The following is a 24081-nucleotide window of genomic DNA, read 5'->3' as shown; positions in this document are numbered from 1 at the left end:
CGGACAACCCGATTCGTGTAGAGCCGAGCCCACGCTCGGCTCAGAGCAGCCCTTCGCGCTTCACCGCCAGGTAGCGCTCCACCAGCGCGCCGGGCAGGGCGTCGGCGGTGATGTCCAGCACCATCACCTTCTCGCTGCGCAGTGCTTCGTGCGCCTTCGCGCGCTGCTGCAGGTACAGCGCGGCGGCACCGGCCTGGGTGGCGTCTTCCAGTGTCTGCACTTCGCCCTCCAGCACGCCGTCCAGCTCGCGCTCGCGCAGGCTGGCCACGCACACCAGGTGGCGCCGTTGCAGCAGGCGCACCGCCGCCAGCAGGTCTTCGATGTCCTCGTCGCGCACGTTGCTGACCAGCATCACCAGTGCTCGCCGGCGCTGGCGCAGCGACACCTCGGTGGCAGCGGCCAGGTAATCAGTGGCCACCGCGCGCGGCTGCAGGTCGTAGCTGGCGCGCAGCAGGTGCTCGACTGTGCCCATGCCACGCTGCGGCGCGACCCAGCGGCGTTCGCCACCGGCAGCGAACAGGCCGGCGGCATCGCCCTGGCGCAGCGCCAGGTAGGCCACCACCAGCGAGGCATTCAAGGCATGGTCGAAGTGCGAGAGCCCGCCTTCGCTGGCCAGCATGCGCCGGCCGCTGTCGAGCATCAGCAGCAACTGCTGGTTCTTCTCGTCCTGGTATTCGCGCGAGATCAGCTTGCGCGCACGCGCGGTGGCCTTCCAGTCCAGCTGGCGCAGGCTGTCGCCGACGCGGTACTCGCGCATCTGGTGGAAGTCGGTGCCTTCACCACGGCGGCGCTTCACGTGTGCACCGACCAGCCGCGAGGCCTGGTCGGCACTGAACAATGCGAAGCGGGTGAGCGGGACGAAGTTCGGATAGACCCGCACGTCCAGTACGGGCGGCAGCGTGCGTTGCTGCCACCACAGGCGCCACGGCGAGCGCATGCGCAGGTGCACGCCTTCGAAGCGGAAGTGCCCGCGCTGCAGCGGCTGCAGGTGATAGTGCAGCGTGGAGGCGCTACCGACCCGCAGGCGCGCGCGCTGTGGCAGCGATTCCAGCGGCCAGCCGCCGGGGACCAGGTCGAACACCTGCACCGTCATCGCTTGCTCGGCCTGCAGCCGGAGCGCCGCTTCGCGGCGCACGCCCAGCGCCAGCGCTTCGGGCAGTTCGCGCTGTACCTGCGGCGACGGACGCCGCGACTGCCGCCACAGGTCGAACAGCGCTGGCAGCGCGATGGCCACGGCGGCCAGCGCCCAGCTCCAGCGCGGCAGCAACCCGCCCAGCACCAGGCCGCCCAGGGCGGCCCAGGCCAGCAGCAGCGCCAGCAGCAGCGGGGCCGGCCTCATCGGCGCGGTGCTTCTACCTTGGCCAGCAGTGCGCCCAGCACATCGTCGGCGTCCTGGCCCTCGATCTGCAGTTCCGGGGCCAGCGCGATGCGGTGGCGCAGTGCCGGGCGAGCAATGTCGCGCACGTCGTCCGGCGTGACGAAGTCACGGCCGGCCAGCACCGCCTGCGCGCGCGAGGCGCGCACCAGCGCGATGCTGCCGCGCGGGCCAGCGCCGACCGCGATGCCCGGCCACTGCCTCGTGGCCGCCACAATCCGCACCGCGTAGTCGATCACTTCGTCATCGACGGTGATCGCCGCGGTCGCACGCTGCAGTTCCAGCAGCTCGCCAGCCCCCAATACACGCGGCACCTGGCTCAGGTCGAAATCGCTGGCGGCACGGCCACTGGTGATCGCGGTCACCATGCGCTTCTCGTCCTCCAGCTGCGGGTAGTCGATCAGCACCTTCAGCAGGAAGCGGTCCAGCTGTGCCTCTGGCAGCGGGTAGGTGCCTTCCTGCTCCAGCGGGTTCTGCGTGGCAAGCGCCATGAACGGCGGCGCCAGGGTGAACGCCTTGCCTTCGATGGTCACCTGGCCTTCCTGCATCACTTCCAGCAGTGCCGACTGGGTCTTGGCCGGCGCACGGTTGATCTCGTCGGCCAACAGCAGGTTGGTGAACACCGGGCCACGGCGGATCCTGAAGCTCTCGCTCTTCGGGTCGTACACCGCGTGGCCACTGACGTCGCTGGGCATCAGGTCAGGGGTGAACTGCACGCGGCCGTAATCCAGCTCCAGCGCCTGCGCGAGCGCACGCACCAGCAGGGTCTTGCCCAGCCCGGGAACGCCCTCGATCAGCACGTGGCCACCGGCCAGCAGCGCCACCAGGATCTGGTCCAGCACCTCGGCCTGGCCAATGAAGGCGTGGCCGACGGCATCGCGGATGGCATCGACGCGTTCGATCAGGCGGGCATTGGCGGCCGCCGGCAGCTCGGGAACTTCGGTCATAGCAGGGATCTCATCTGGAGCAGCAAGCGGATGCGCTCGCGCAGGGCGGAGGAATCGTGCGGCGGAGGGGGCGTGAGCGCGCTGGCAACGCGGCCTTGCGGCCACTTCAGCAGTTCGGCAATGGCCTGTTCGCGGGGGACGCCCTCCAGTGCGGCAGCCACCGGCGCGCGCAGGCGCAGGCGATGCAGGAACAGGGCGAGCACGGCGTCATACAGGCGCGCGCCGTGGCCGAAGCGCAGCAGCAGCTCGCCGCTGGCACGCACGTGTTCCAGCAGCGAGCGGCGTTCCAGCACCGGCGACGGCAGGCGGCTGCCGAAGCGTTGCGAACGGCCCCACAGCCAGCCCAGCAGGGCCAGCAGCAGCGGCGCCCACAGCGGCCAGCCGTGGTAGAACAGGCGCGCCCACAGCGACGGCGGGCGGCTGGCGTAGACCAGCCAGAAAGTGCCCTTGCCGTAGTTCGGATCGAGCAGATAACGGGTCAGGTCGCGGTGCGAGAGATCGTGCAGGCCATCACTGGCCTTGCCCGCGGCCGACGCCAGGCGTGCCGCCGGCGAATCCACCTCGCCGCGCATGAATTCCATGTCGGCCAGCACGCTCACCTTGCCCTGCCCGTGGCGCAGTCGCGCGAACACCAGGTTGCGCTCGTTGCCCCAACGCCGTTCGGCTCGTGTACGGGCTGCAAAGCCCAGCGTGAAGCGGCGACCACCGCAGAACTCCACATGGCTGGGATCGTCGATGACGTGGAACGGCTGGCAGTCGCTCTGCTGGTACAGGCTGTCCACGCCCAGCTGGTCCAGCAGCGGTCCCTGCGTACTGCTGGCGTCGTCCTCGGCGGGCGGCGGCGTACGCACCAGCAGATGGCCACCCCCATCGACCCAGGCCAGCAGGGCCCTGGCCGCCGGTACCGGCAGTTCGCTGCTGTCCTGCAGCAGCACCACCGTATCGCGCGGACCCAGCGCCATCTGCTGCAGGTCCAGCCGCGGCCGCGAGTGCACGTCGATGCCATCGGCACGCAGGGCCTGGCCAAGCACGTACAGCGGGTTGTAACCGGCCTCGCCCTGCGGCGGCAGCTGTACGGTTTCGGTCACGCGTTCGTGCGTGCGCAGGTAAAGGATCGTCAGCGGCACGCCGAACAGCACCAACGCGCCCAGCAGCAGCGACCAGAACAGGCGCGGGCTCATGCCAGCCACCGGTACTGCTGGCGCAGGGTGTCGGCCAATGTATCGAAATCGGCGCGGCTGGGCAGGCGGCCACCGTAGGCGGCGTACTGCCACATGCGCACGATGCGCGCGAACAGCTCGCGGTCGGTGGCATCGGGCATGCGCCGCGACGCGCGCAGGCATTGCGCTTCGGTGGCACCGGGCGGAAGCGCGATGCCGCTGCGCTCGCCCACCGTGCGCACGCTGGCGCGGTACAGCAGGGCCAGCGCCTGACGCGGCCGGCCCTGGTCCCACAGCAGGCCGGCCTGGGTGGCCACGTCCGGCGGCAGCACGACCGGCAGCTCCACCTGTTCCTCCACCACCGGCGGTGCAGCGTCGGCCTTGCGCCGGCCACTGCCGCGCAGCCACGGCAGCCACAGACGAGCGGTCAACAACAGCACCAGCAGCAGGACGCCCAGCAGGCCCCACAGGCCCCACTCGGCCAGGCGCGCCAGCCAGGCAATGCCGGCCTTGCGGTTGCTGCGCTCGCCCTTGTCGCTGCCGTCGCTCTGCAGCGCCTTGTCTTCCTTCTTTTTTTCCTCGGCCTGTTCGATCGGCTTCCAGCGCGTGACCTGGCGGGTCGGGCGCTGCAGCGGATCTTCATAGGCGCGGTTCACCGCCTGGCGGAAACCGGCGGTGTCCACCGGCGCCGCACCGAAGATCATCGCCGGCGTATTGGCCGGGTCGTTGGCCGCAGTGGCGGGTTCTTCCGCGCTGTCCTCGTCCTCTTCGGCATCGTCGGCCTGCTCAGCGACTGTCTGCGCGTCCTGCGCATGCACTGGCGCGGAGGCCAGTGGCAGGGCAAGGCACAGCAGCAGCACCAGCGTCGATGCTGCCGGCAGCAGCCGCTCGCGCAGGCGGCGCAGGGCGATCTCCACGTCCCACGCTTCCATCTGCGTACGCCGGTTCAAGTACAGGCCGAAGCCGGCGCCGACATAGAACGGTCCGATCAGCACCGATGCCAGCCAGCACGCCAGGTTGAAGCCCAGCTGCGCCCAGGCAGGCGTGTCCTGGCCGATCATGTCCCATGCGGCACGCCATGATTCGGACATCAGCTCCAGTGGCATGAACATGAACACCGCGCCGATCGCACCGGACACCAGCACCGCTTCAAAGGCCATGCAGGCCACGGTCAGCACGACGGCGGCGCCCGCGGCACCGGCCGCCACGGCGCGGCGGCGTGCACCGCGCTGGGCCGGCGCGTTGCCTTCCAGCAGGTTCACCGGCAGGCACAGGCTGCGCAGCACGCTGAAGCGGCGCCAACCCAGGTAGCCCCAGAAGCCTGCATTGCCCCAGCTGCGCTGCGCGCGCAGCGCTGCCAGCGCGCCCACCGGCTCACCGAAGATGCCGCGCGACAGCACGTACAGCGGTGCGCGCTCGAACAGCGGCTTGCACCACCACATCGCCAGCCACGCCCACCCGAACGCATCCAGCCACCAGCCCAACGCGTTGAAGATCGCGAACAGCGGCGCACTGGCCAGCAGCCAGCTGCCCCACACCGCACGTGCGTGGCGGCGCGACAGGGCGCTGCCCAGCTCCATTGCTTCCCAGCCGCTGCGCGCGCGCAGCGCCACGTCCAGGTGGTCAATGCGCATTGCCGCCTCCGCGCCCGCCGCGCCACAGCCACAGCAGCACGCCGGCCCACAGCACGCCGGCCACGCTGAACTTGCCCCACGCCGGCACTTCGGCAATCGACGACCAGAACGCTTCGATGAACGCGGCCACCAGCAGCATGAACGCCACGCCCAGGCACAGCCGGGCCCCGATGCGGCCGCCCTCGACCAGTGCATCCAGGCGGCTGCGCCGGCCGGGGGCCAGCAGTTTCATGCCCAGCTGCAGGCCGGCACCGCCGGCGATCACGATCGCGGTCAGCTCGAAGGCACCATGGCCTGCGACGAAGCGCCAGAACGGATCGCCATGGCCGATGTGCTGCAGGTGGCCGGCCACCGAACCGATGATCACGCCGTTGAACAGCAGCACCAGCAGCGTGCCCAGGCCGGCCAGCAGGCCACTGGCGAAGGTACGCAGGGCGATGCTGATGTTGTTCAGGATGTAGTGGCCGAACATCATCCAGTCCGTGCCGCTGTCACGCCCGAGGCGTTCGGCCGCTGGATCGTACATGCGCTCCATCTCGGCGATCTGGCGGTTGTCCATCACCATGTGGATCAGGTCCGGGTAGAGCTGCGCCAGCACGAAGCAGGCCACCGCCGGCAGCGCGAACATCGCCAGTGCCACCCACATGCTGCGCGCCTGGCTGCGCACCAGCAGCGGGAAGTCGGCCACCAGGAATTCAAGTGCACCGCGCCAGCGCGTCGGCGGCGTGCGGTACAGCACGCTGTGGCCCTGCTGCATCAACTGCTGCAGGCGCTGCACCAGCTGCGGGCTGTAGCCGCGCTCGCGGGCCAGTGCCAGCTGCTGGCACAGGCGCCGGTAGCGCTGCGGGAAGGCGGTGTCGTCCACCGCCAGCGCGCTGGCCTTGCGCCGCGTGCGGCGCGCAGCACCAGCACGCAGCAGCAGCCAGTGCTCCAGGTCCTGCCATTCCTGCTGGTAGCGGGCGACGAACTGTTCCTGCTTCATCGCCGCCCCAACAGCCAGTTGGCCATGGCATACAGGCGCAGTACGCCGACCTGGCCGTGGGTGCCGGTCAGCGGTTCGGCGATGCCGGCCAGTTCCTGCTGGCGGGCCGCCGACAGCCGTGGCGCGCGCTCGGCGAAGGCCATCAGCGCGGCCTGCTCTTCCGGTCGCAGCGGCTGCGGCGGGGCCAGCACGCTGTCGATGGTCGGTGGCGGCGGCAGGTACAGTACCGGTGCATGCACCACCACGGTGCCGGCCACCAGATCGCCGAGGCGGCGGCCGTGGGAATCGAACAGGCTGCTGATCAGGCCCAGTGCATAGCCGAACGGCAGCATGTCCACGGTGCGCAGCAGGTTGCGGGTGATGGCGGCCATCCAGCCCACCGGCGCGCCATCGCGCGCGAGCACGCGCAGGCCCAGTGCGCGCTTGCCGAGGGTGCGGCCCCACCGCGCTTCGCAGACGATCGGGTAGGCCCAGTAGACCAGGAACATCAGCACCAGGCCGAGCCCGGAGCCGAACGAATCCAGCAGTGCCAGCGGAATCGACATCAGCACCAGCACCGCGATGCGCACGCCCAGATCGATCAGCCAAGCCATCGCCCGTGGCACCGGGCCGGCGGCCGGCAGCTGCAGCGGCACACCCTCCGGCGTCACCACCTCGCGGTAGGTATCGAGCATCGGTGCGGCCATCAGTGCGATGGCCTTCGTTGTGGGCGCCGGAGTCCTCTCCGGCAGGCAGCCACAGGCATGGGGGTCTCGACAGGTCCTGGTCGGGCCCAGACTTTAGCAGAGCCGCATGGCGGCGTTGGCCGTTCAGCCCAGGTATTCGTCCTTCAGCCGCACGTAGTGGTCGGCCGAGTAGTGCAGCGACTCGATCTCCTTGCCGCTCAGCGTGCGCGCCGGGCGGGCCGGGTTGCCCACCCAGAGCTCACCTTCACCGACCACCTTGCCCGGGCCGACCACCGCTCCGGCACCGACGAAGCCATGGCGTTCCACACGGGCGCCATCCAGGATGCAGGCGCCCATGCCGATCAGGCTGTAATCACCGATGGTGCAGGCGTGGATGATGCAGCCATGGCCGACGGTCACGCCTTCGCCGATCAGGGTCGGGTAGCCGGCCTTGTTGTAGGGGCTGTGGTGGCTGACGTGGATGATGGTGCCATCCTGCACGTTGGTGCGCGCGCCGATGCGCACGTGATTGACATCACCGCGGATGACCGTGCCCGGCCACACCGATACGTCCTCGGCCAGCTCCACGTCACCGATGACGGTGCAGGCAGGATCGATGTACACGCGCTCGCCGAGGACGGGCATCTTGTCGCGGAAGGGGCGCAGCGGGTTCATCGATGTCTCCGGAAATCAGGGCGTTCGCGACGATGATACCCGTGTGGTAGTGCCGGCCGCTGGCCGGCAACGTCATGGGCGTACCTGGAATTCTGCGGTTGCCGGCCAGCGGCCGGCACTACCGGAAGCAGCTGCGGCTCTTCATGCCGGTGCGTGCTCGGCCAGCACCTGCCGGAACAGCCCATCCAGCCACGCCGCATCACCGTGTCCAGCGGGCAGCTGTGGCGCCTGCGCAGTCCGGGTGGCCAGCTCACGATCGATGAAATCGCTGATCGCCGCGATGCGTGGTCCGGCATTGACCTCGGCACTGGCGCGTTTCACTACCAGCAGGGCATCGATGGCTTCACGCACCGGGCCGTGCGGCAGCAGTCGATCCAGCAGATCCTCGAAGGCCATCGGCGGAGGTGTCTGTTCGTGCTCGATCCACTGGCAGGCCAGCAGTGGGCGCAGCACGTACAGGTACTTCTTGGTGCGTACCATCTCGCCACGCAGGTAACCGCGATGGTTCGAGCGCGCCATGTTGAAGTAGTGCCACCACGTGCCCAGCGGCGAATAGAAGGACTTTGCTGCCTCCCACAGCTGCGCCACGGCGGCGTCGTCCTGCCGGTACACGATCGGCGAACGCAGCCATTCGATCAGTGTCGGATTGGATTTTGAGACCAGCCGCAGTGCCTTGCGCAGGTCCCAGCCGCTGACGTCGAGCTCATCGTCGATCGGCAGTTCGATCACATCGCGCTGCGCTTCGCCGGGACCGGTGCTCTCGTTGACGCTGAGATACCACGGCTGGCGATGCACGTAGATGAAGCGCGCGTCGTAGTCGCTGTCCGGCGAGGAAAAGCCCCAGCCACGGCTACCCGACTCGCAGGCCAGCAGCACGCGTACGTCGTAGCGCTGTTCGGTGTCGGCCAGGGTGGAAAGGATGGCGGCGCGCTTGTCCGGCGCGATCGGGTGAATGTCGTCCATGCAGTTGTGTTCGTAATGTCGAGCGTGCTCGACTGTAACGCAGCTGCGCACGGGTAGTGCCGGCCGCTGGCCGGCAACCTCAATGGGCGCACCTGGAATTCTGCGGCTGCCGGCCAGCGGCGGGCACCACCGGCTAGGGTTCGTAGCTGTAGCCCATGCCGTACACCGAACGGATCGGTTCGCCTTCCATGCCGGCGTCGGCCAGCTTGCGGCGCAGGTTGCGCACATGGCTGTCGACGGTGCGGTCGACCACCACGCGATGGTCCAGGTACAGCCGGTCGAGCAGTTCATCGCGCGCCCAGATCCGGCCTGGCGTGGCCAGCAGGGTGCGCAGCAGGCGGTATTCGACCGGGGTCAGCTCCAGGCCCTTGCCGTTCCAGGTGGCGCGGGCGGCCGGTTCGTCGATATGCAGCCCGCTGTTGGCGCGCGCAGCGGGGTCCGGGCGGTAGCGGCGCAGCACCGCCATCACCCGTGCGACCACTTCGCGCGGACTGAACGGCTTGCAGATGTAGTCGTCGGCACCGATGTCCAGGCCCAGCAGGCGGTCGATTTCTTCCACCCGTGCGGTGACCATGATCACCGGTACGTCGCTGCCGGCGCGCAGTTCGCGGCACAGGTCCACGCCATCGCGTTGCGGCAGCATCAGGTCCAGCAGCACCAGGTCGGGCTGGTAGCGCGCGAATGCGTCGATCACCTGGCCGCCATCGTCCACCCATTCGCTGGTCATGCCGGCGGCGGCCAGGTAGTCGCGCAGCACCGAGGCCAGGCGTGGCTCATCCTCGACGATCAGGATCTTCGCGGACGCGGCGGGGGACAGGCTCATGCAGGCTCCGGCAGGGTAATGACCACGCGCAGCCCGCCGAGCGGCGATGGCTCGGCGTGGATGAGGCCATGGTGGGCGAGGATGATGTTGTGGCTGATGGCCAGGCCCAGCCCGCTGCCGCCGCTGGCCCGGTTGCGCGAGCTCTCCACCCGGTAGAAGCGCTCGAACAGCAGCGCGCACTTGTCGGCCGGCACGCCTGGCGCGGTGTCTTCCACGATCAGCTGCACACCGGCAGGCACGCGCGCTGCCTGCACGCGTACGCGGCCCCCGGCGTGGGTGTAGCGCAATGCGTTCTCCAGCAGGTTGGCCAGCACCTGCTGCAGGCGCCGTTCGTCACCGGATACCTGCAGCGGTGTGGCGGGCAGGTCCTCCTCCAGCGCCAGCCCCGCCGTGGAGAAGCGCACGCGCATGCCATTGAGCTCGCTGCGCAGCAGCGCCGCCAGGTCCAGCGGCGCGAAGCGGTAGGCCAGGCCGCCGGACTGGGTCATCGACAGGTCGTGCAGGTCGTCGATCAACTTGCCCAGTTGGCGGATCTCGCCCTGCAGGGCACCGAGGTTGGCGTGGTCCAGCGGGCGGATGCCGTCCTCGATGGCTTCCAGTTCGGCACGAACCACCGCCAGCGGCGTGCGCAGTTCGTGCGAGATGTCGGCGATGAAGGCACGGCGGTTGCGCTCGGTGTCGTCCAGCGCCTGCGCCATCCGGTTGAAGTCGTTGACCAGTGCATCCAGCTCGTCATCGCTGGTGCGCTCGATGCGGGTGGCGTAGTCACCGGCGGCGAGCCGGTGGGTGGCCGCCGCCAGTTTGGCCAGGCGCTGGCGCAGCGCGCGCGATACCAGCCAGGCCAGCAGTACCGTCACCAGCAGCAGCGCGATGCCGATCACCCACCACGCGCGCATCTGGGTGTTGTAGAAGTTCAGGTCGTTGGTGGCGATGACGGTCTGGAACGGCACCATGCCCAGCCAGCCGACCGTGTGCCCGTCCACCTGCACGGCGTGCGGCTCGTCGTCGCTGGTGGCGTCCGGGTTGCCGGCCACGAACCGATGCTGTGCATCGAACAGGCCCAGGCGGGAGGGAACGCCGGTCTGGTCGGACAGCGGTGGCACGGGCCCCTCGTGCCCATGGGCCAGATCCGGGCGCAGCAGCCGCGCCCAGCGGTCACTGTCGCCGCGCAGATGCTCCCAGCCACCGTGTGCGCTGTACTCGCGCTGCAGGTGCGGCATCACGCGCTGCATGCGCAGATCGCCCTGGTCATTGAGGTAGTCCAGGAAGCCGGTCTGGAACGCCACTCGGCTGGCAATGCCGTTCACTGCCAGCACCAGCAGGCAGGCGGTGAAGATCGCGAGGAAGGTCTTCGCGGTCAGGCCGAATTTGAGTCGAATCTTCGCCATCGCGGGGCCATTAGCGGCGCATGCGGCGCCGAAAGCAAGCGCCCGCTGAGCCGGTCGCACAATCTCCATATTCTCTGCACAGTTCCACGGCAGCGTGCACGGGTCAACGCAAGGCCCCCACGCCCCCTCATGTCACTCCTGCCCCCGCTGTCCCGTTCTCCCCGTCCGCTGTTGCTGCCCCTGCTGCTGGCCCTGGCGGCCTGCTCGGCGGGCAGGGCCGAGGCCCCGGCCACCCCTGAAGTGGGCGTCATCACTGCCAGCGCACAGCCGCTGGCCCTGCAGCAGACCCTGCCCGGTCGCGCCGTACCGTTCGAGGTGTCCGAGGTGCGCCCGCAGGTCGGTGGGTTGATCCGCCAGCGGTTGTTCACCGAAGGCCAGCAGGTCAAGGCCGGCCAGCTGCTTTACCAGATCGATCCGGCGCCGTACCAGGCCGCCTTCGATACCGCGCGTGGCCAGCTGGCGCAGGCCGAGGCCACTGTGTTGTCGGCGCAGCCGAAGGCCGAGCGCACCCGCACGCTGCTGGGCATGGATGCGGCGAGCAAGCAGGACGCCGACGACGCCACCTCGGCGCTGAAGCAGGCCCAGGCCAATGTGATCGCCGCGCGCGCTGCGCTGCAGGCGGCCCGCATCAACCTCGACTACACCCGGGTGACCGCCCCCATCGACGGCCGCATCGGCACCTCCAGCGTGACCGCTGGCGCGCTGGTCGCCGCCGGCCAGGACGCGGCGCTGGCGACCATCCAGCGGTTGGACCCGGTCTATCTGGATGTCACCCAGTCCAGCACGCAGATGCTGGCGCTGCGCAAGCAGCTCGACGCCGGCCTGGTGAAAGCCATCGACGGCAAGGCACAGGTGAAGGTGCTGCTGGAGGACGGCAGCACCTATGCGCATGAAGGCACCCTGGAGTTCGTCGGCAGCGCAGTCGATCCGGGCACCGGCAACGTGGTGCTGCGCGCGGTCATTCCGAACCCGGAGGGCCTGCTGCTGCCGGGCATGTACCTGAAGGCGGTGCTGCCGATGGCCACCGATGCGCGTGCCCTGCTGGTGCCGCAGAAGGCGGTGCTGCGCAATGAACGTGGCGAGCCGCTGCTGCGCCTGCTCGACGCAAAGGATCGCGTGGTCGAGCGCCGGGTCAGCACCGGCCAGGTAGTGGGCAACCAGTGGCAGATCACGCAGGGCCTGAAGCCCGGCGAGCGGGTGATCGTCAGCAATGGCAGCGCGGCTTCGCTCGGCCAGCAGGTGAAGGCGGTGGCGGCCACCACGGCGCAGCTGGCGGCGATGCCGGCGGTCGACCCGGACGGCAACACCGACGAAACGTCGCACTGAGGCCTGCCACGCATGGTTCGTTTCTTCATCGACCGGCCGATCTTCGCCTGGGTGATCGCCATTGCGGTCAGCCTGCTCGGCCTGCTCGCGATCCTGATCCTGCCGGTGGACCGCTACCCGCAGATCGCCCCACCCACCATCACCATCCGCGCCACCTACACCGGCGCCTCGTCGCAGACCGTGGAGAACGCGGTCACCCAGGTCATCGAGCAGTCCCAGCAGAGCCTGGACCACCTGATGTACATGACCTCCACCAGCGCCTCCGATGGCTCGGCGCAGGTCAACCTGGTGTTTGCCACCGGCACCAATCCGGACACCGCGCAGGTGCAGGTGCAGAACCAGTTGCAGGCGGCCATGGCGACGCTGCCGCAGGCGGTGCAACAGAACGGCCTGACCATCACCAAGTCCAGTGGTTCGATCTTCGAGGTGCTGTCGTTCACCAGCGAAGACGGCAGCATGGACAACTTCGATGTCGCCAACTTCATGGAAGCGCGCATCGACGACCAGATCAGCCGCGTCAGTGGTGTCGGCAACATCCAGCCGATCGGCCAGGAATACGCCATGCGCATCTGGCTGGACCCGGAGAAGATGCGCCAGTACGCGCTGATGCCGTCGGACATCGAGACCGCACTGCAGGCGCAGAACACCGACGTCTCGGCCGGTGAGCTGGGGGGCCAGCCGGCGCTGAAGGGCCAGCAGCTGGACGCCACGGTCACCGCGCGCAGCCGCCTGCACACGCCCGAACAATTCGCGCGGGTGGTGCTCAAGGCCGATGCCAACGGCAGCGTGGTGCACCTGGGCGACGTGGCAACGATCGGCCTGGGGCCGGAAAGCTACGACAGCATCAGCACCTTCAACGGCAAGCCGTCGGCGTCGCTGGGCATCGAGCTCAATGCCGGCGCCAATGCCATCGCCGTGTCCAAGGCCGTCGAGGCACGACTGCAGCAGCTGCAGAAGCACTGGCCGCACGGCTACACCTACCACGTGGCGTTCACCACCACGCCGTTCGTGACGATCTCGCTGAAGGAAGTGGTGATCACCCTGATCGAGGCGGTCATCCTGGTAGTGCTGGTGATGTACCTGTTCCTGCAGAACTGGCGGGCCACGCTGATCCCGACCATCGCGGTGCCGGTGGTGCTGCTGGGCACCTTCGGCGTGCTGGCGGCACTTGGCTATTCGATCAACACGCTGACCATGTTCGCGCTGGTGCTGGCCATCGGCCTGCTGGTGGACGATGCCATCGTGGTGGTGGAGAACGTGGAGCGGGTGATGACCTTCGAAGGGCTGGCGCCGAAGCCGGCCACGCTGAAGGCGATGGGCCAGATCACCGGCGCGCTGGTCGGCATCGTGCTGGTGCTGACCGCGGTGTTCCTGCCGATGGCGTTCTTCAGCGGTGTCACCGGCGTGATCTATCGCCAGTTCTCGGTGACGATCGCTGCCGCGATGATCCTGTCGGTGCTGGTGGCGATGACCATCACCCCGGCCCTGTGCGGCAGCATCCTGCACCAGATTCCCAAGGGCGGCCATCCGCATGGCGACCACGGCGGTGAGCCGAGCCTGCTGGGCAAGTGCTTCATCTGGTTCAACCACCGTTTCGAGCGCGCGTCCAACGGCCTCCGTAGCCGGGTGGATGGCTTCCTTGGCCGGCGCACGCTGGGCGTGGTGTTCTACCTTGCGCTGAGCGTGGCCACCGGCCTGCTGCTGTGGCACCTGCCGGGCGCGTTCCTGCCCGACGAGGACCAGGGCATGCTCAACGCGCTGGTGAAGCTGCCGGCCGGTGCCACCCTGGAGCAGACCCGCGCGGTGATGGATCGCCTGAGTGCCGCCGCGGTGAACGACGACGGCGTGCTGTCGATCCAGGCCACCGCCGGTTTCAGTGTCACCGGCAGCGGCCAGAACGTCGGCCAGGCCTTCATCCGCCTGAAGGACTGGGATGACCGCAAGGACGACGCCGATATTATTGCCGCGCGGTTGACCGCGGCCATGGCCAGCGTGCCCGACGCGCAGGTGTTCATCACCTCGCCACCGGCCATCCTTGGCCTGGGTGATGCGGGCGGTTTCACCCTGGAACTGCAGGACGAAGGCGGCGCCGGCCATGCCGATGCCGTGGCCGCGCGCAACACGCTGTTGAAGGAAGCCGCCAAGGATCCGAAGCTGGTCAACGTGCGCTACGCCAGCCTGGAGGACGCGCCGGTGTATGCGGTGAAGGTGGACGACGCCAAGGCGCAGGCCATGGGCGTGAATCCGCAGGACATCAATGACACCTTGAACGCGGCGCTGGGTGGCGACTTCGTCAACAACTTCATCTACAAGGGCCGCATCAAGAAGGTGTTCATCCAGGGCGCCGCCGAAGCGCGCATGCAGCCGCAGGACATCGAGCGCTGGAGCGTGCGCAACCAGGTTGGGCAGATGGTGCCGCTGTCGTCGCTGGTCAGCGCGCACTGGTCCAGTGCACCGGCCGCGCTGCAACGCTACAACGGCATCTCGGCAATGGAGATCACCGGCCAGCCGGCGCCCGGCGTCAGTTCCGGCGAGGCGATGGCCGAGATCGCGCGCCTGGCCGACAAACTGCCGGAAGGCTTCAGCCATGCCTGGTCGGACATGGCCTACCAGGAACAGCTGTCGGGCAACCAGGCGCCGATGCTGTACGCCATCTCGCTGCTGTTCGTGTTCCTGTGCCTGGCCGCGCTGTATGAAAGCTGGGCGGTGCCGTTCGCGGTGATGCTGGCGGTGCCGGTGGGCGTGTTCGGCGCCGTGCTGTTGATGAACCTGCGTGGCCTCAACAATGACGTGTACTTCCAGGTCGGCCTGCTGACCACGATTGGCCTGGCGGCCAAGAACGGCATCCTGATCGTCGAGTTCGCGCGCATCCTTGAACAGCAGGGCAGGAACACCCGCGAGGCGATCCTGCAGGCCGTCTATCTGCGCTTGCGGCCGATCGTGATGACCTCGCTGGCGTTCCTGATGGGCGTGCTGCCGCTGGTGTTCGCCACCGGCGCCGGCTCGGCCGCGCGCCGCTCGCTGGGTACCGGCGTGGCCGGCGGCACGGTCGCCTCGATGGTGCTGGGCATGTTCTTCGTGCCGTTGTTCTACCTGCTCGTGCGCCGCCTGTTCCCGGGCCGCGCGCCGGCCGAAGCCACCGCCCCGGAGGTACGCCCATGAAGCCGATGCTGCTGCGCGCCATTGCGGCCGCAATGATGACCACCGTGCTGGGCGGCTGCGTGAGCATGGCGCCGCATTACCAGAGGCCCGAGGCGCCGGTGCCGGCACAATTCGGCAATGGCGCCACGGGCGAAGCCGAGCCGGCATTGGCGATGCCGGCATGGCGCGACGTCTTCCTCGAGCCACGCCTGCAGCAGGTGATCACGCTGGCGCTGCAGAACAACCGCGACCTGCGCGTGGCCATGCTGCAGGTGGAGAAGGAGCGGGCGCAGTACCGCATCCAGCGCGCGGCGCTGCTGCCGCCGGTGGATGCCAGTGGCAGCGTCGCCCGCTCGCGCGTGAGCGATGCCAACAGCGAGACCGGTGCCACCCGGGTAACTGAATCCGATGCCGTGCAGGTGGGTATCAGCAGTTGGGAACTGGATCTGTTCGGACGCATCCGCAGCCTGAAGAACGAGGCCCTGCAGAACTGGCTGGCCAGCGCCGAGACCCAGCGCGCCGCGCGCACCAGCCTGGTGGCCGAAGTGGCCACGGCGTGGCTGGCGCTGGCAGCGGACGAGCAGTCACTGGCGTTCACACTGCAGACCCTGGACAGCCAGCAGCAGACCCTGCAGCGCACCGAGGCCCGTCATGCGCAGGGGCTGGCCTCGGGGCTGGATATCTCGCAGGTACAGACCAGCGTCGAAGCCGCACGCGGTGCGCTCGCCAAGCTGCAGACGCAGCAGGCGCAGGATCGTGATGCATTGCAGTTGCTGGTGGGGGCGCCGCTGGATGCGGCCCTGCTGCCAACCGCGCAGGCGCTGGATGGCAGCGTGGCACTGGCGCCGCTGCCGGCCAACCTGCCGTCCAGCGTGCTGCTGCAGCGCCCGGACGTGTTGTCCGCGTGCTGCTGCAGCGCCCGGACGTGTTGTCCGCCGAACACGCACTACAGGCGGCCAATGCCGATATCGGTGCCGCGCGCGCTGCATTCTTCCCGACGCTGACATTGACCGCCAACTACGGCCACAGCTCCACCGCGTTGTCGACGCTGTTCTCGGCCGGCACCCGTGGCTGGTCGTTCGCGCCCAGCATCACCGCGCCGATCTTCCACGCCGGCGCACTGAAGGCCTCGCTGGATGCCTCGAAGATCGGCAAGGACATCGGCATCGGGCAGTACGAGAAAGCGATCCAGCAGGCCTTCAGTGAAGTGGCCGATGCGCTGGCCACGCGCGATCACCTGACCGCGCAGATGGACGCGCAACGCGCGTTGGTCGCTGCCAGCCAGCGCAGCTACACGCTGGCCGATGCGCGCTACCGCACCGGGCTGGACGGCTACCTGCAGTCGCTGGACGCACAGCGCAACCTGTATGCCGCGCAGCAGGACCTGATCGCGTTGCAGCAGCAGGAGGCGGGCAACCGGGTGACCTTGTTCAAGGTGCTGGGTGGTGGCGCGGACGCGCAGTAACGCGTTCGCCAATGTGGGTGTGTGTTCCGCTCCGGTGGGTGCCGAACTTGGCCGGCACACATGCATGGAGCATCGCGATCGGATGATTTGTGCCGACCAAGGTCGGCACCCACCAGAGGCAGGTGCGACCGCTTACGCCACGCGGCCGCGGCGTGCGCGTTCCAGATGCACCAGCAGCAGCGAGATCGCCGCCGGCGTCATGCCGGGAATCCGCTGTGCCTGGCCGATGGTCTGCGGGCGTACGCGCTCCAGCTTCTGCAGTGCTTCGGCCGACAGCCCGCGCACCGTCGCGTAATCGAAGGCTTCGGCGATCGGCGTGGCTTCATGCCGCTGCTGGCGCTCGATCTCCTCGCGCTGGCGGTCCAGGTAGCCGGCGTACTTCACGCCGATCTCCACCTGCTCGGCCACCTTGGCGTCGGCCACGGCCGGCCCCAGCGATGGCACCTGCATCAGCTGCGCGTAATCCAGCTCGGGGCGCTTGATCAGGTCCAGCACGTTGGTCTCGCGGCTGACCGCCACGCCCAGCGTGTCCTGCACTTCGCGGCCCAGCGCATTGGCCGGGGTCGCCCACAGCGCGCCCAGGCGTGCGCGCTCGGCAGCAACAGCGGCCTGCTTGGTCTCGAACGCACCCCAGCGACGGTCATCCACCAGGCCCATCTCGCGGCCGGTCGGGGTCAGGCGCTGGTCCGCATTGTCCTCGCGCAGCTGCAGGCGGTACTCGGCGCGGCTGGTGAACATGCGGTACGGCTCGTTGGTGCCGTGGGTGATCAGGTCATCCACCAGCACGCCCAGGTAGGCCTCGTCGCGGCGCGGGCACCAGCCGTCCAGCCCGCGCACCTGGCGCGCGGCGTTGAGGCCGGCCAGCAGGCCCTGCGCGGCGGCTTCTTCATAGCCGGTGGTGCCGTTGATCTGGCCGGCGAAGAACAGGCCGTTCACCAGCTTGGTCTCCAGCGAAGCCTTCAGCCCGCGCGGATCGAAGAAGTCGTACTCGATGGCGTAGCCGGGGCGGGTGATGTGCGCGTTCTCGAAGCCGCGGATGCTGCGCACCATCTCCAGCTGCACGTCGAACGGCAGCGAGGTCGAGATGCCGTTGGGGTAGATCTCGACGATGCCCAGGCCTTCGGGTTCGACGAAGATCTGGTGGCTGGCCTTTTCGGCGAAGCGCACCACCTTGTCCTCGATGGACGGGCAGTAGCGCGGGCCGATGCCTTCGATCTGGCCGCTGTACAGCGGCGATCGGTGCAGCGCGTCGCGGATGATCTGGTGGGTCTGCTCGGTGGTGTGGGTGATCCAGCAGCTGACCTGCTGCGGATGCTCGTCCACCGAGCCGAGGAAGGACATCACCGGCCGCGGCGAATCGCCCGGCTGCTCGTCCATCACGCTGTAGTCCAGCGAGCGGCCATCGATGCGCGGCGGCGTGCCGGTCTTCAGGCGGTCCACCTGGAAGGGACGCTCGCGCAGGCGCGCCGCCAGGGTAGTGGCCGGCGGGTCGCCCATGCGGCCGGCGGCGTACTGGGTCGGGCCGACATGGATCTTGCCGGCCAGGAAGGTGCCAGCGGTCAGCACCACGGCCCCGGCGTCGAAGCGCAGGCCGGTCTGGGTAATGACCCCGCGCACGGCGTCGCCTTCAATGACCAGATCATCGACGGCGGCCTGGAACACGGTCAGGTTGGCCTGGCCTTCGACGATGGCGCGGATCGCCATGCGGTACAGGTTGCGGTCGGCCTGGCAGCGGGTGGCGCGCACGGCCGGGCCCTTGGAGGCGTTGAGCGTGCGCCACTGGATGCCGGCGCGGTCGGCGGCATGCGCCATCGCACCGCCCAGGGCGTCGATTTCCTTGACCAGATGGCCCTTGCCGATGCCGCCGATGGCCGGGTTGCAGCTCATCGCGCCCACCGTTTCGATGTTGTGGGTCAGCAGCAGGGTGCGCACGCCGGTACGGGCCGCGGCCAGCGCGGCTTCGGTGCCGGCGTGACCACCGCCGATGACGATGACGTCGTAACGATGGAAGGACGGGTTCATTGGGGCTGTTCAGCTGGGGGCGGGCGCGGCCGGGGCGGCACCGGGGTGGCGATTTTAGCGCCATTCGGGGCCGGGACGTCGGCGCCGGCCGGCTCCCGTCGAAATCAGCCCTAAAGTTGGCAGGATTTTTGCAGATAACCCAATAGCACCCACCGTGGCTGGCGCCGCAGGCGCCCGTGACCGGAATTGGAACAGGGGCCGGTACAGGCGCACGGTGGGGGAGCAGGGGGCCGGCAGTCGGGGGACTGCCCGGCCCTGTTTTTTTGACTGCCGGGAAGGCGAGATCCACGCAGGGCGTGGATCTACTGACGCTGGGGCTCTCGCCGGTGGGTGATCCGGCAAAACAAACGGCCCCGCACTGCGGGGCCGTCTGCCTTCAGAGGTGCCGACATCCGACAGGGCCGGAACAGGGGGGATCCAGATGTTCCTGTCGGATATCGACGTAGAGCTTTTTGCGGCGGCCCATGCCGTTTTTGTCACTTTGTGACGCGGGCCGTCACTGGTCCCGTAGAGTGCGGCTTGGACCGTGTGAAATGCAATACGGTTCAGCGCTCAACTGTGCGCTGCGTCCCACGATCCATGTTGCGCCAGGGGGAACCGTTCATTCTTGGCGCACTCGGCGCCGGAGCCGGACGGGCCGGCGGCGGGGGCGCAGATGGCTGGATGTTCGACTGCGGCGGGCGGCGCATCGAGTCCATGTTCCGCCACGGCGAACCGCCGTTGTACGACGGCCGCGACGGCGGCGGCGGGCGGTTCTCGCCGCCGTTGCCGGGTGGGCGCGGTGGCGGGCGGTGGTTGTGCGGCGGGCGGTAGATCGGGCGCGAGTAGTACGGATTGCCATAGCCGCCGTAGTAGCCGCCATAGCCGCCGTAGTACGGGTAGCCGTAGTTGTAGGGATAGCCGGCGGGGTAGCGGTACTCCACCGACGGCGCACCGTGGTAGTAGCTGCCGCTGCGGCCACCGCCGACATAGTCGTAGGTGGTGCAGCCGGTCAGGGCCAGCATCAGGCCACCGGCAAGCATCAGGCGCGTTTTCATGGTGGGTCCCCCCAGAGGACGGGTTGTGCAGTGAGCTTCGTGCGCAGGCGTTGAATCGGCCCTTAACTTCACTGTCCAGGATGAATGGCGGTGAAGGCTCCCATGCTGGCATGACCTGTGCCGGGGTCGCCAGCAGGGAGCCATACGTTAATCTTGCGTCATGAGCGATTCACTGTTGCCCCGTGCCGATGATGTCCTGGCTGCCGCTGCGCGGATCGCGCCGCACGCCAGCGTGACCCCGGTGCTGCGCTCGCGCACGCTGGATGCGCTGGCCGGCGCGCAGCTGGCGTTCAAGGCCGAGCATCTGCAGCGCGGTGGCGCATTCAAGTTCCGCGGCGCCTGCAATGCGGTGTGGTCGCTGGATGCCGATCGCGCCAGTGCCGGCGTGGTTACCCATTCCTCCGGCAACCACGGCGCCGCGCTGGCGCTGGCGGCGCGCACCCGCGGCATTCCGTGCCACGTGGTGGCGCCCGAAGGCGCGGTCGCGGCCAAGCTGGCCAACATCGCCCGCCATGGAGCCACGCTCTGGCGCTGCCCGCCGACCATCGCCGACCGTGAGGCCACCTGCGCCAAAGTACAGGCTGATACCGGCGCGACCCTGGTCCATCCCTATGCCGACCCGGCCGTCATGGCTGGGCAGGGCACCGCGGCACTGGAGCTGCTGCACAGCGACGGCCCGTTCGACGTGCTGGTGGTGCCGGTGGGCGGCGGTGGCCTGGCCAGCGGTACCGCCCGGGCCCTGCAGCTCGCCAGCCCGCAGACCCGGCTGGTGCTGGCCGAGCCGGCCGGCGCTGACGACACCGCGCGCTCGTTGGCCGCTGGCGAGCGCCAGGGGCCGTTCACCCCGGACACGATCTGCGATGGCCTGCGCACCCTGATCGGCGCGCCCAACTTCGAGCTGCTGCGCGCGGCCAACGCCGAGGTGATCGTGGTCGATGACGCGGCGACGATGGCGGCGATGCGCTTGCTGTGGGAGGTCCTCAAGCAGGTGGTCGAGCCGTCATCGGCGACCGTGCTCGCCGCGGTGCTCGCGCAGCCGCAGCGTTTTGCCGGCCTGCGCGTGGGCCTGGTGCTGTCCGGCGGCAACGTCGACCTGCCCGCACTGCGCTGGGGGGCGCCGTGAGCCGCGACCGGCACCGGCATCGCACTGGCCTGCTGGGCTGGCTGTGGCGGTTGTTCGTCCTGCTGGTGATCTGGCTGCTGGGCGTGACTGCCTGGATCGTCTGGATCGGCGAGCGTGACCAGGCGGCCAAGGCCGACGCCATCATCGTGCTCGGTGCGGCGGCCTATGACGCCAAGCCGTCGCCGGTATTCGAAGAACGCATCCGTCATGGGCTGGATCTCTATGAGGCCCAGTTCGCGCCACTGCTGATCTTCACCGGCGGCTATGGTGGAACCGGCGCGCGCTTTTCCGAGTCACAGGTGGCGCGGCGCTATGCGCTCAAGCACGGCGTGCCGGACGATGCGATCCTGATCGAGACCGCCTCGCGCAACACCGTGCAGAACCTGGTGGAAGCCAAGCGGCTGATGGACCAGCGCAACCTGCACCGGGTGATCATCGTCAGCGACCCGCTGCACATGGCGCGCGCGCTGCGCCTGAGCAAGGCGCTGGGCATCGATGCACTGGCCTCGTCCACGCCCAGCACGCGCTTCCGCAGCTTCCACACCAGCTGGCGTTTCCTGGTGCAGGAAATCTACTTCTTCCACCGCGACCTGGTGCGGCCGCCGCTGAGTTCGCCGGCCAACACCTGAGGCGGAAACCTGATTTGGGCGGGTGCCATGCGGTAGTGCCGGCCGCTGGCCGGCAGATGCCCACCATGGAATCGTGAGGTTGCCGGCACTGTGCCGACCAAGGTCGGCACCCACCAGAGCGATTCGCCTATGGCGTCGTATTTGGTAGTGCCGGCCGCTGGCCGGCAGATGCCCACCATGGAAGCGTGAGGTTGCCGGCCAGCGGCCGGCACTACCAGACGATCAGGTCTGCTTGCGCCGGATCGGGATCGCCGACACCGGCACCGAGGCCACGTCATGCCCGCCTTCGCGGATCGGTGCGCCCGGGTCCGGTGCCCAGGCGTGGGCATAGATCACTTCCCAGCTGCTGGGCAGCTTGCCGTCGGCGCGCCGCATCGGTTCATACGCCGCTGCCGCCGCAGCGAAACGGCCACGCCCGGTCAGCGTGTGGCGGCGATCCACCCGCGCATTGGTCGCGCCCATCGCGCGCAGTTCGCGCATCAGCGACGGCAGGTCGTCGTAGGTCAGGGTGAACAGATCGCGATCCAGCACCGGGTCGCGGAAACCGGCCATCATCAGCGCATCGCCGAACTGGGCGATCTGCGCGAAGCGGCTCACGTGCGGGCGATCATCGGCGGCCGCGAACGCTTCGTTGAGCTCGACCAGTGTGTCCGGGCCGAAGGTGGAGCACAGCAGCAGGCCACCGGGCTTGAGCACGCGACGGAAGCCAGCGAACACCGCCGGCAGATCGTCCACCCACTGCAGGCACAGGTTGCTGAAGATCACGTCCACGCTGTTGTCGGCCAGCGGCAGCGCGGCGGCGTCGCCGCACAGGCGCTGGAACGGCTTCCACCAACCGGCCTGGCGCTTGGCCTGGTCCAGCATCGGCAGGGCCACGTCCAGTGCGATCACCTGCGCCTTCGGCCAGCGCTTCTTCATCAGCGCACTGGCGTGGCCGGTACCGGCGCCAATGTCCAGCACCACCTCGGGCCTGCGTGCTTCCAGGTAGTCCAGCGATTCCACCAGCCGCGCCTGCACCTCGCGCTGCAGGGCGGCGGCGGCGTCGTAGCTGGTGGCGGCGCGGGCGAACGCGCGGCGGACATGGCGGGCATCGAAGTGGGACGGCATTGCGAAAGTCTCTTAGAACGTACCGGGGTAGGCGCCGCCGTCGATCAGCAGGTTCTGCCCGGTGAGGTAACCGGCCTGTGCGCTGCACAGGAAGGCGCAGGCCGCGCCGAATTCGTCCGCCGTGCCGAAGCGGCCGGCGGGGATCTGCTGGCGGCGGCGTTCGGCCACTTCCGCAGCATTGCCGTGCTTGCCCGCACTGTGGGCGAAGTTGGCGCGCAGGCGGTCGGTGTCGAACTGGCCGGGCAGCAGGTTGTTGATCGTGACGTTGTGCGCCACGGTACGGCGCGACAGGCCGGCGACGAAGCCGGTCAGGCCACTGCGCGCGCCGTTGGACAGCGCCAGGATGTCGATCGGGGCCTTCACCGCCGGCGAGGTGATGTTGACGATGCGGCCGAAGCCGCGCGCGATCATCGCGTCGACGGTGGCGCGGATGAGCGCGATCGGCGCCAGCATGTTGGCGTCCAGCGCGGCGATCCAGTCGTCGCGCTCGAAATTGCGGAAGTCGCCCGGCGGCGGGCCACCGGCATTGGTGACCAGGATGTCCACCTGCGGGCATGCGGCCAGCGCCGCGGCACGGCCGGCCTCGGTGGTGACATCGGCGGCGACCGCGCGGACGTCCGCGGCGCCGGGCAGAGCACGCAGTGCTTCAGCGGCGGCCTGCAGGGCCGCTTCGCCCCGGGCCACGATCACTACGTTGACGCCCTCGCGCACCAGCGCACGCGCGCAGCCCAGGCCCAAGCCCTTGCTTGCGCCGCAGACCAGTGCCCAGCGGCCGTTGATACCCAGATCCATGCGTCAATCCTGCGGAATTCGGAGGGGGCTCATTGTCCGCCATCGGCCGGTGACAGGCCGGCAACGAAGTGTTGCAGGGCGCTGGCCGCCTCGTCGGCATGGCCGAGGAAGGGCGCGTGGCCGCCATGGGCGATGGTCAGCGCCTGCGCACCCGAGGCCAGTGCCGCAGCGGCCTGCATCGCCGCCGGAGACACCAGCCGGTCACGCTGGCCGGCGATCCACAGGCTGGGTTTGCCCAGCGTCGGCAGTGCCCCGCGCAGGTCGGTGCTTTCCAGCAGGCGCAGGCCTTCCAGCAGGGCGCGTTCGGTGGGCGCGCCGCGCTCGATCAGCCTTTGGCGCAGCGTCCGCAGCTCCTCGCGGGCGTGCGCAGAGCCCATCACGTCCAGCGCCAGGAAGCGTTCCAGGGTGCCGCCGAAGTCGGTCGCCAGCTCGCGCCCGAACTGCTCGAACACCGCCGGCTCCACCGCATGCGGCCAGTCGTCGCCCCGCACGAAGCGCGGCGTGGCCGCGATCATCGCCAGCCCGCGCACCTTCGGAAGGGTCGCGGCGGCGTGCAGTGCGAACAGGCCGCCCAGTGACCAGCCACACCACACCGCCGGCGGCGTGGCCGCGGCAATGGCGTTGACCACGAATGGCAGGCGCAACGGCGTGGTGTCTTCGCGGCTGTGGCCATGGCCCGGAAGATCAACCAGATGCAGGGTGAACCGGTCCGCCAGGCGCTGCACCAACGGTGCGAACACACCGCCCTGCAGGGCCCAGCCATGAATCAGTACCAGGTCCGGCCCCTGGCCGGTGACGTCGATATGCATGGGAAAACGACAGCAGGC

At 69.0% G+C, this 24081-nt stretch carries 19 protein-coding genes and 1 pseudogene; 5 read left to right on the top strand and 15 right to left on the bottom strand.

The window, feature by feature from the left end; all coding sequences use genetic code 11:
• Nucleotides 1-40 precede the first annotated feature (40 nt).
• From ACMGRF_RS17430 to baeS, 10 genes are all read right to left on the bottom strand, one after another.
• Nucleotides 41-1339 (bottom strand): DUF58 domain-containing protein, encoded by a 1299-nt coding sequence (locus ACMGRF_RS17430; protein ID WP_262222963.1) that lies wholly within the window; start codon nt 1337-1339, stop codon nt 41-43.
• Complete coding sequence (locus ACMGRF_RS17425; protein WP_049414388.1) at nt 1336-2322, bottom strand: AAA family ATPase; 987 nt, start codon at nt 2320-2322, stop codon at nt 1336-1338. The genes ACMGRF_RS17430 and ACMGRF_RS17425 overlap by 4 nt, the downstream gene beginning before the upstream one ends.
• Entirely contained in the window at nt 2319-3503 is a 1185-nt protein-coding gene (locus ACMGRF_RS17420) for a DUF4350 domain-containing protein (protein ID WP_414485429.1), read from the bottom strand. The genes ACMGRF_RS17425 and ACMGRF_RS17420 overlap by 4 nt, the downstream gene beginning before the upstream one ends.
• Nucleotides 3500-5116, bottom strand: coding sequence for a DUF4129 domain-containing protein (locus tag ACMGRF_RS17415; RefSeq protein WP_111191534.1), 1617 nt, complete (start codon nt 5114-5116; stop codon nt 3500-3502). Before ACMGRF_RS17415 ends, ACMGRF_RS17420 begins: the two co-directional genes overlap by 4 nt.
• Entirely contained in the window at nt 5106-6098 is a 993-nt protein-coding gene (locus tag ACMGRF_RS17410; RefSeq protein ID WP_049414385.1) for a stage II sporulation protein M, read from the bottom strand. Before ACMGRF_RS17410 ends, ACMGRF_RS17415 begins: the two co-directional genes overlap by 11 nt.
• Entirely contained in the window at nt 6095-6784 is a 690-nt protein-coding gene (locus ACMGRF_RS17405; protein WP_049404933.1) for an RDD family protein, read from the bottom strand. Before ACMGRF_RS17405 ends, ACMGRF_RS17410 begins: the two co-directional genes overlap by 4 nt.
• A gap of 123 nt (nt 6785-6907) precedes the next feature.
• The gene (locus tag ACMGRF_RS17400) at nt 6908-7438 is read right to left on the bottom strand and encodes a gamma carbonic anhydrase family protein (protein WP_049414384.1); all 531 of its coding nucleotides are present in this window, start codon (nt 7436-7438) and stop codon (nt 6908-6910) included.
• A 141-nt stretch (nt 7439-7579) separates the two neighbouring features.
• The gene (locus ACMGRF_RS17395; protein WP_414485428.1) at nt 7580-8401 is read right to left on the bottom strand and encodes a DNA polymerase beta superfamily protein; all 822 of its coding nucleotides are present in this window, start codon (nt 8399-8401) and stop codon (nt 7580-7582) included.
• Between the two features lie 133 nt (nt 8402-8534).
• On the bottom strand, nt 8535-9224 hold the full coding sequence (locus tag ACMGRF_RS17390) for a response regulator (protein WP_414485427.1): 690 nt from the start codon (nt 9222-9224) through the stop codon (nt 8535-8537).
• A complete protein-coding gene (gene baeS / locus ACMGRF_RS17385; protein WP_049414379.1) occupies nt 9221-10612 on the bottom strand; it encodes a sensor histidine kinase efflux regulator BaeS in 1392 nt (463 codons plus the stop codon). Before baeS ends, ACMGRF_RS17390 begins: the two co-directional genes overlap by 4 nt.
• Before the next feature lie 129 nt (nt 10613-10741).
• Here baeS and smeA point away from each other — a divergent pair, with 129 nt between their 5' ends.
• The 3 genes and pseudogenes from smeA (at nt 10742) to smeC (ending at nt 16544) form a co-directional block, all read left to right on the top strand.
• On the top strand, nt 10742-11938 hold the full coding sequence (gene smeA / locus ACMGRF_RS17380; RefSeq protein WP_414485426.1) for a multidrug efflux RND transporter periplasmic adaptor subunit SmeA: 1197 nt from the start codon (nt 10742-10744) through the stop codon (nt 11936-11938).
• Between the two features lie 12 nt (nt 11939-11950).
• The gene (smeB, locus tag ACMGRF_RS17375; protein ID WP_414485425.1) at nt 11951-15100 is read left to right on the top strand and encodes a multidrug efflux RND transporter permease subunit SmeB; all 3150 of its coding nucleotides are present in this window, start codon (nt 11951-11953) and stop codon (nt 15098-15100) included.
• Nucleotides 15097-16544, top strand: a pseudogene (gene smeC, locus ACMGRF_RS17370) (multidrug efflux transporter outer membrane subunit SmeC). Before smeB ends, smeC begins: the two are co-directional and overlap by 4 nt.
• A 132-nt stretch (nt 16545-16676) precedes the next feature.
• Here smeC and mnmG read toward each other — a convergent pair.
• Nucleotides 16677-18566 (bottom strand): tRNA uridine-5-carboxymethylaminomethyl(34) synthesis enzyme MnmG, encoded by a 1890-nt coding sequence (gene mnmG / locus ACMGRF_RS17365; RefSeq protein WP_049439460.1) that lies wholly within the window; start codon nt 18564-18566, stop codon nt 16677-16679.
• A 545-nt stretch (nt 18567-19111) separates the two neighbouring features.
• Nucleotides 19112-19603, bottom strand: coding sequence for a hypothetical protein (locus ACMGRF_RS17360; protein ID WP_049415731.1), 492 nt, complete (start codon nt 19601-19603; stop codon nt 19112-19114).
• A gap of 160 nt (nt 19604-19763) precedes the next feature.
• On the opposite strand from ACMGRF_RS17360, the gene ACMGRF_RS17355 reads away from it, so the two are divergent.
• Nucleotides 19764-20726 carry a pyridoxal-phosphate dependent enzyme gene (locus ACMGRF_RS17355; RefSeq protein ID WP_180879516.1) on the top strand — a complete coding sequence of 321 codons (963 nt, stop codon included), beginning with the start codon at nt 19764-19766 and terminating at the stop codon, nt 20724-20726.
• Nucleotides 20711-21355: a YdcF family protein gene (locus ACMGRF_RS17350; RefSeq protein WP_219628503.1), complete on the top strand. Its 645-nt coding sequence runs from the start codon at nt 20711-20713 to the stop codon at nt 21353-21355. Before ACMGRF_RS17355 ends, ACMGRF_RS17350 begins: the two co-directional genes overlap by 16 nt.
• A 222-nt stretch (nt 21356-21577) precedes the next feature.
• Here ACMGRF_RS17350 and bioC read toward each other — a convergent pair whose 3' ends face one another.
• The 3 genes from bioC to bioH are packed head-to-tail and all read right to left on the bottom strand — an operon-like array spanning nt 21578 to nt 24063.
• Nucleotides 21578-22462 (bottom strand): malonyl-ACP O-methyltransferase BioC, encoded by an 885-nt coding sequence (bioC, locus tag ACMGRF_RS17345; RefSeq protein WP_049415722.1) that lies wholly within the window; start codon nt 22460-22462, stop codon nt 21578-21580.
• Between the two features lie 12 nt (nt 22463-22474).
• Nucleotides 22475-23254 (bottom strand): SDR family oxidoreductase, encoded by a 780-nt coding sequence (locus tag ACMGRF_RS17340; RefSeq protein WP_414485424.1) that lies wholly within the window; start codon nt 23252-23254, stop codon nt 22475-22477.
• A gap of 29 nt (nt 23255-23283) precedes the next feature.
• Nucleotides 23284-24063 carry a pimeloyl-ACP methyl ester esterase BioH gene (bioH, locus tag ACMGRF_RS17335; RefSeq protein WP_180879518.1) on the bottom strand — a complete coding sequence of 260 codons (780 nt, stop codon included), beginning with the start codon at nt 24061-24063 and terminating at the stop codon, nt 23284-23286.
• Nucleotides 24064-24081 lie beyond the last annotated feature (18 nt).

The sequence above is a fragment of the Stenotrophomonas sp. EMP41 genome, assembly GCF_047495535.1.
In the GTDB taxonomy this organism is placed as follows: Bacteria; Pseudomonadota; Gammaproteobacteria; order Xanthomonadales; family Xanthomonadaceae; genus Stenotrophomonas; species Stenotrophomonas sepilia.
The sequence above is the reverse complement of the archived record's forward strand: the minus strand, read 5'-3'. Positions and strand labels throughout refer to the sequence as shown.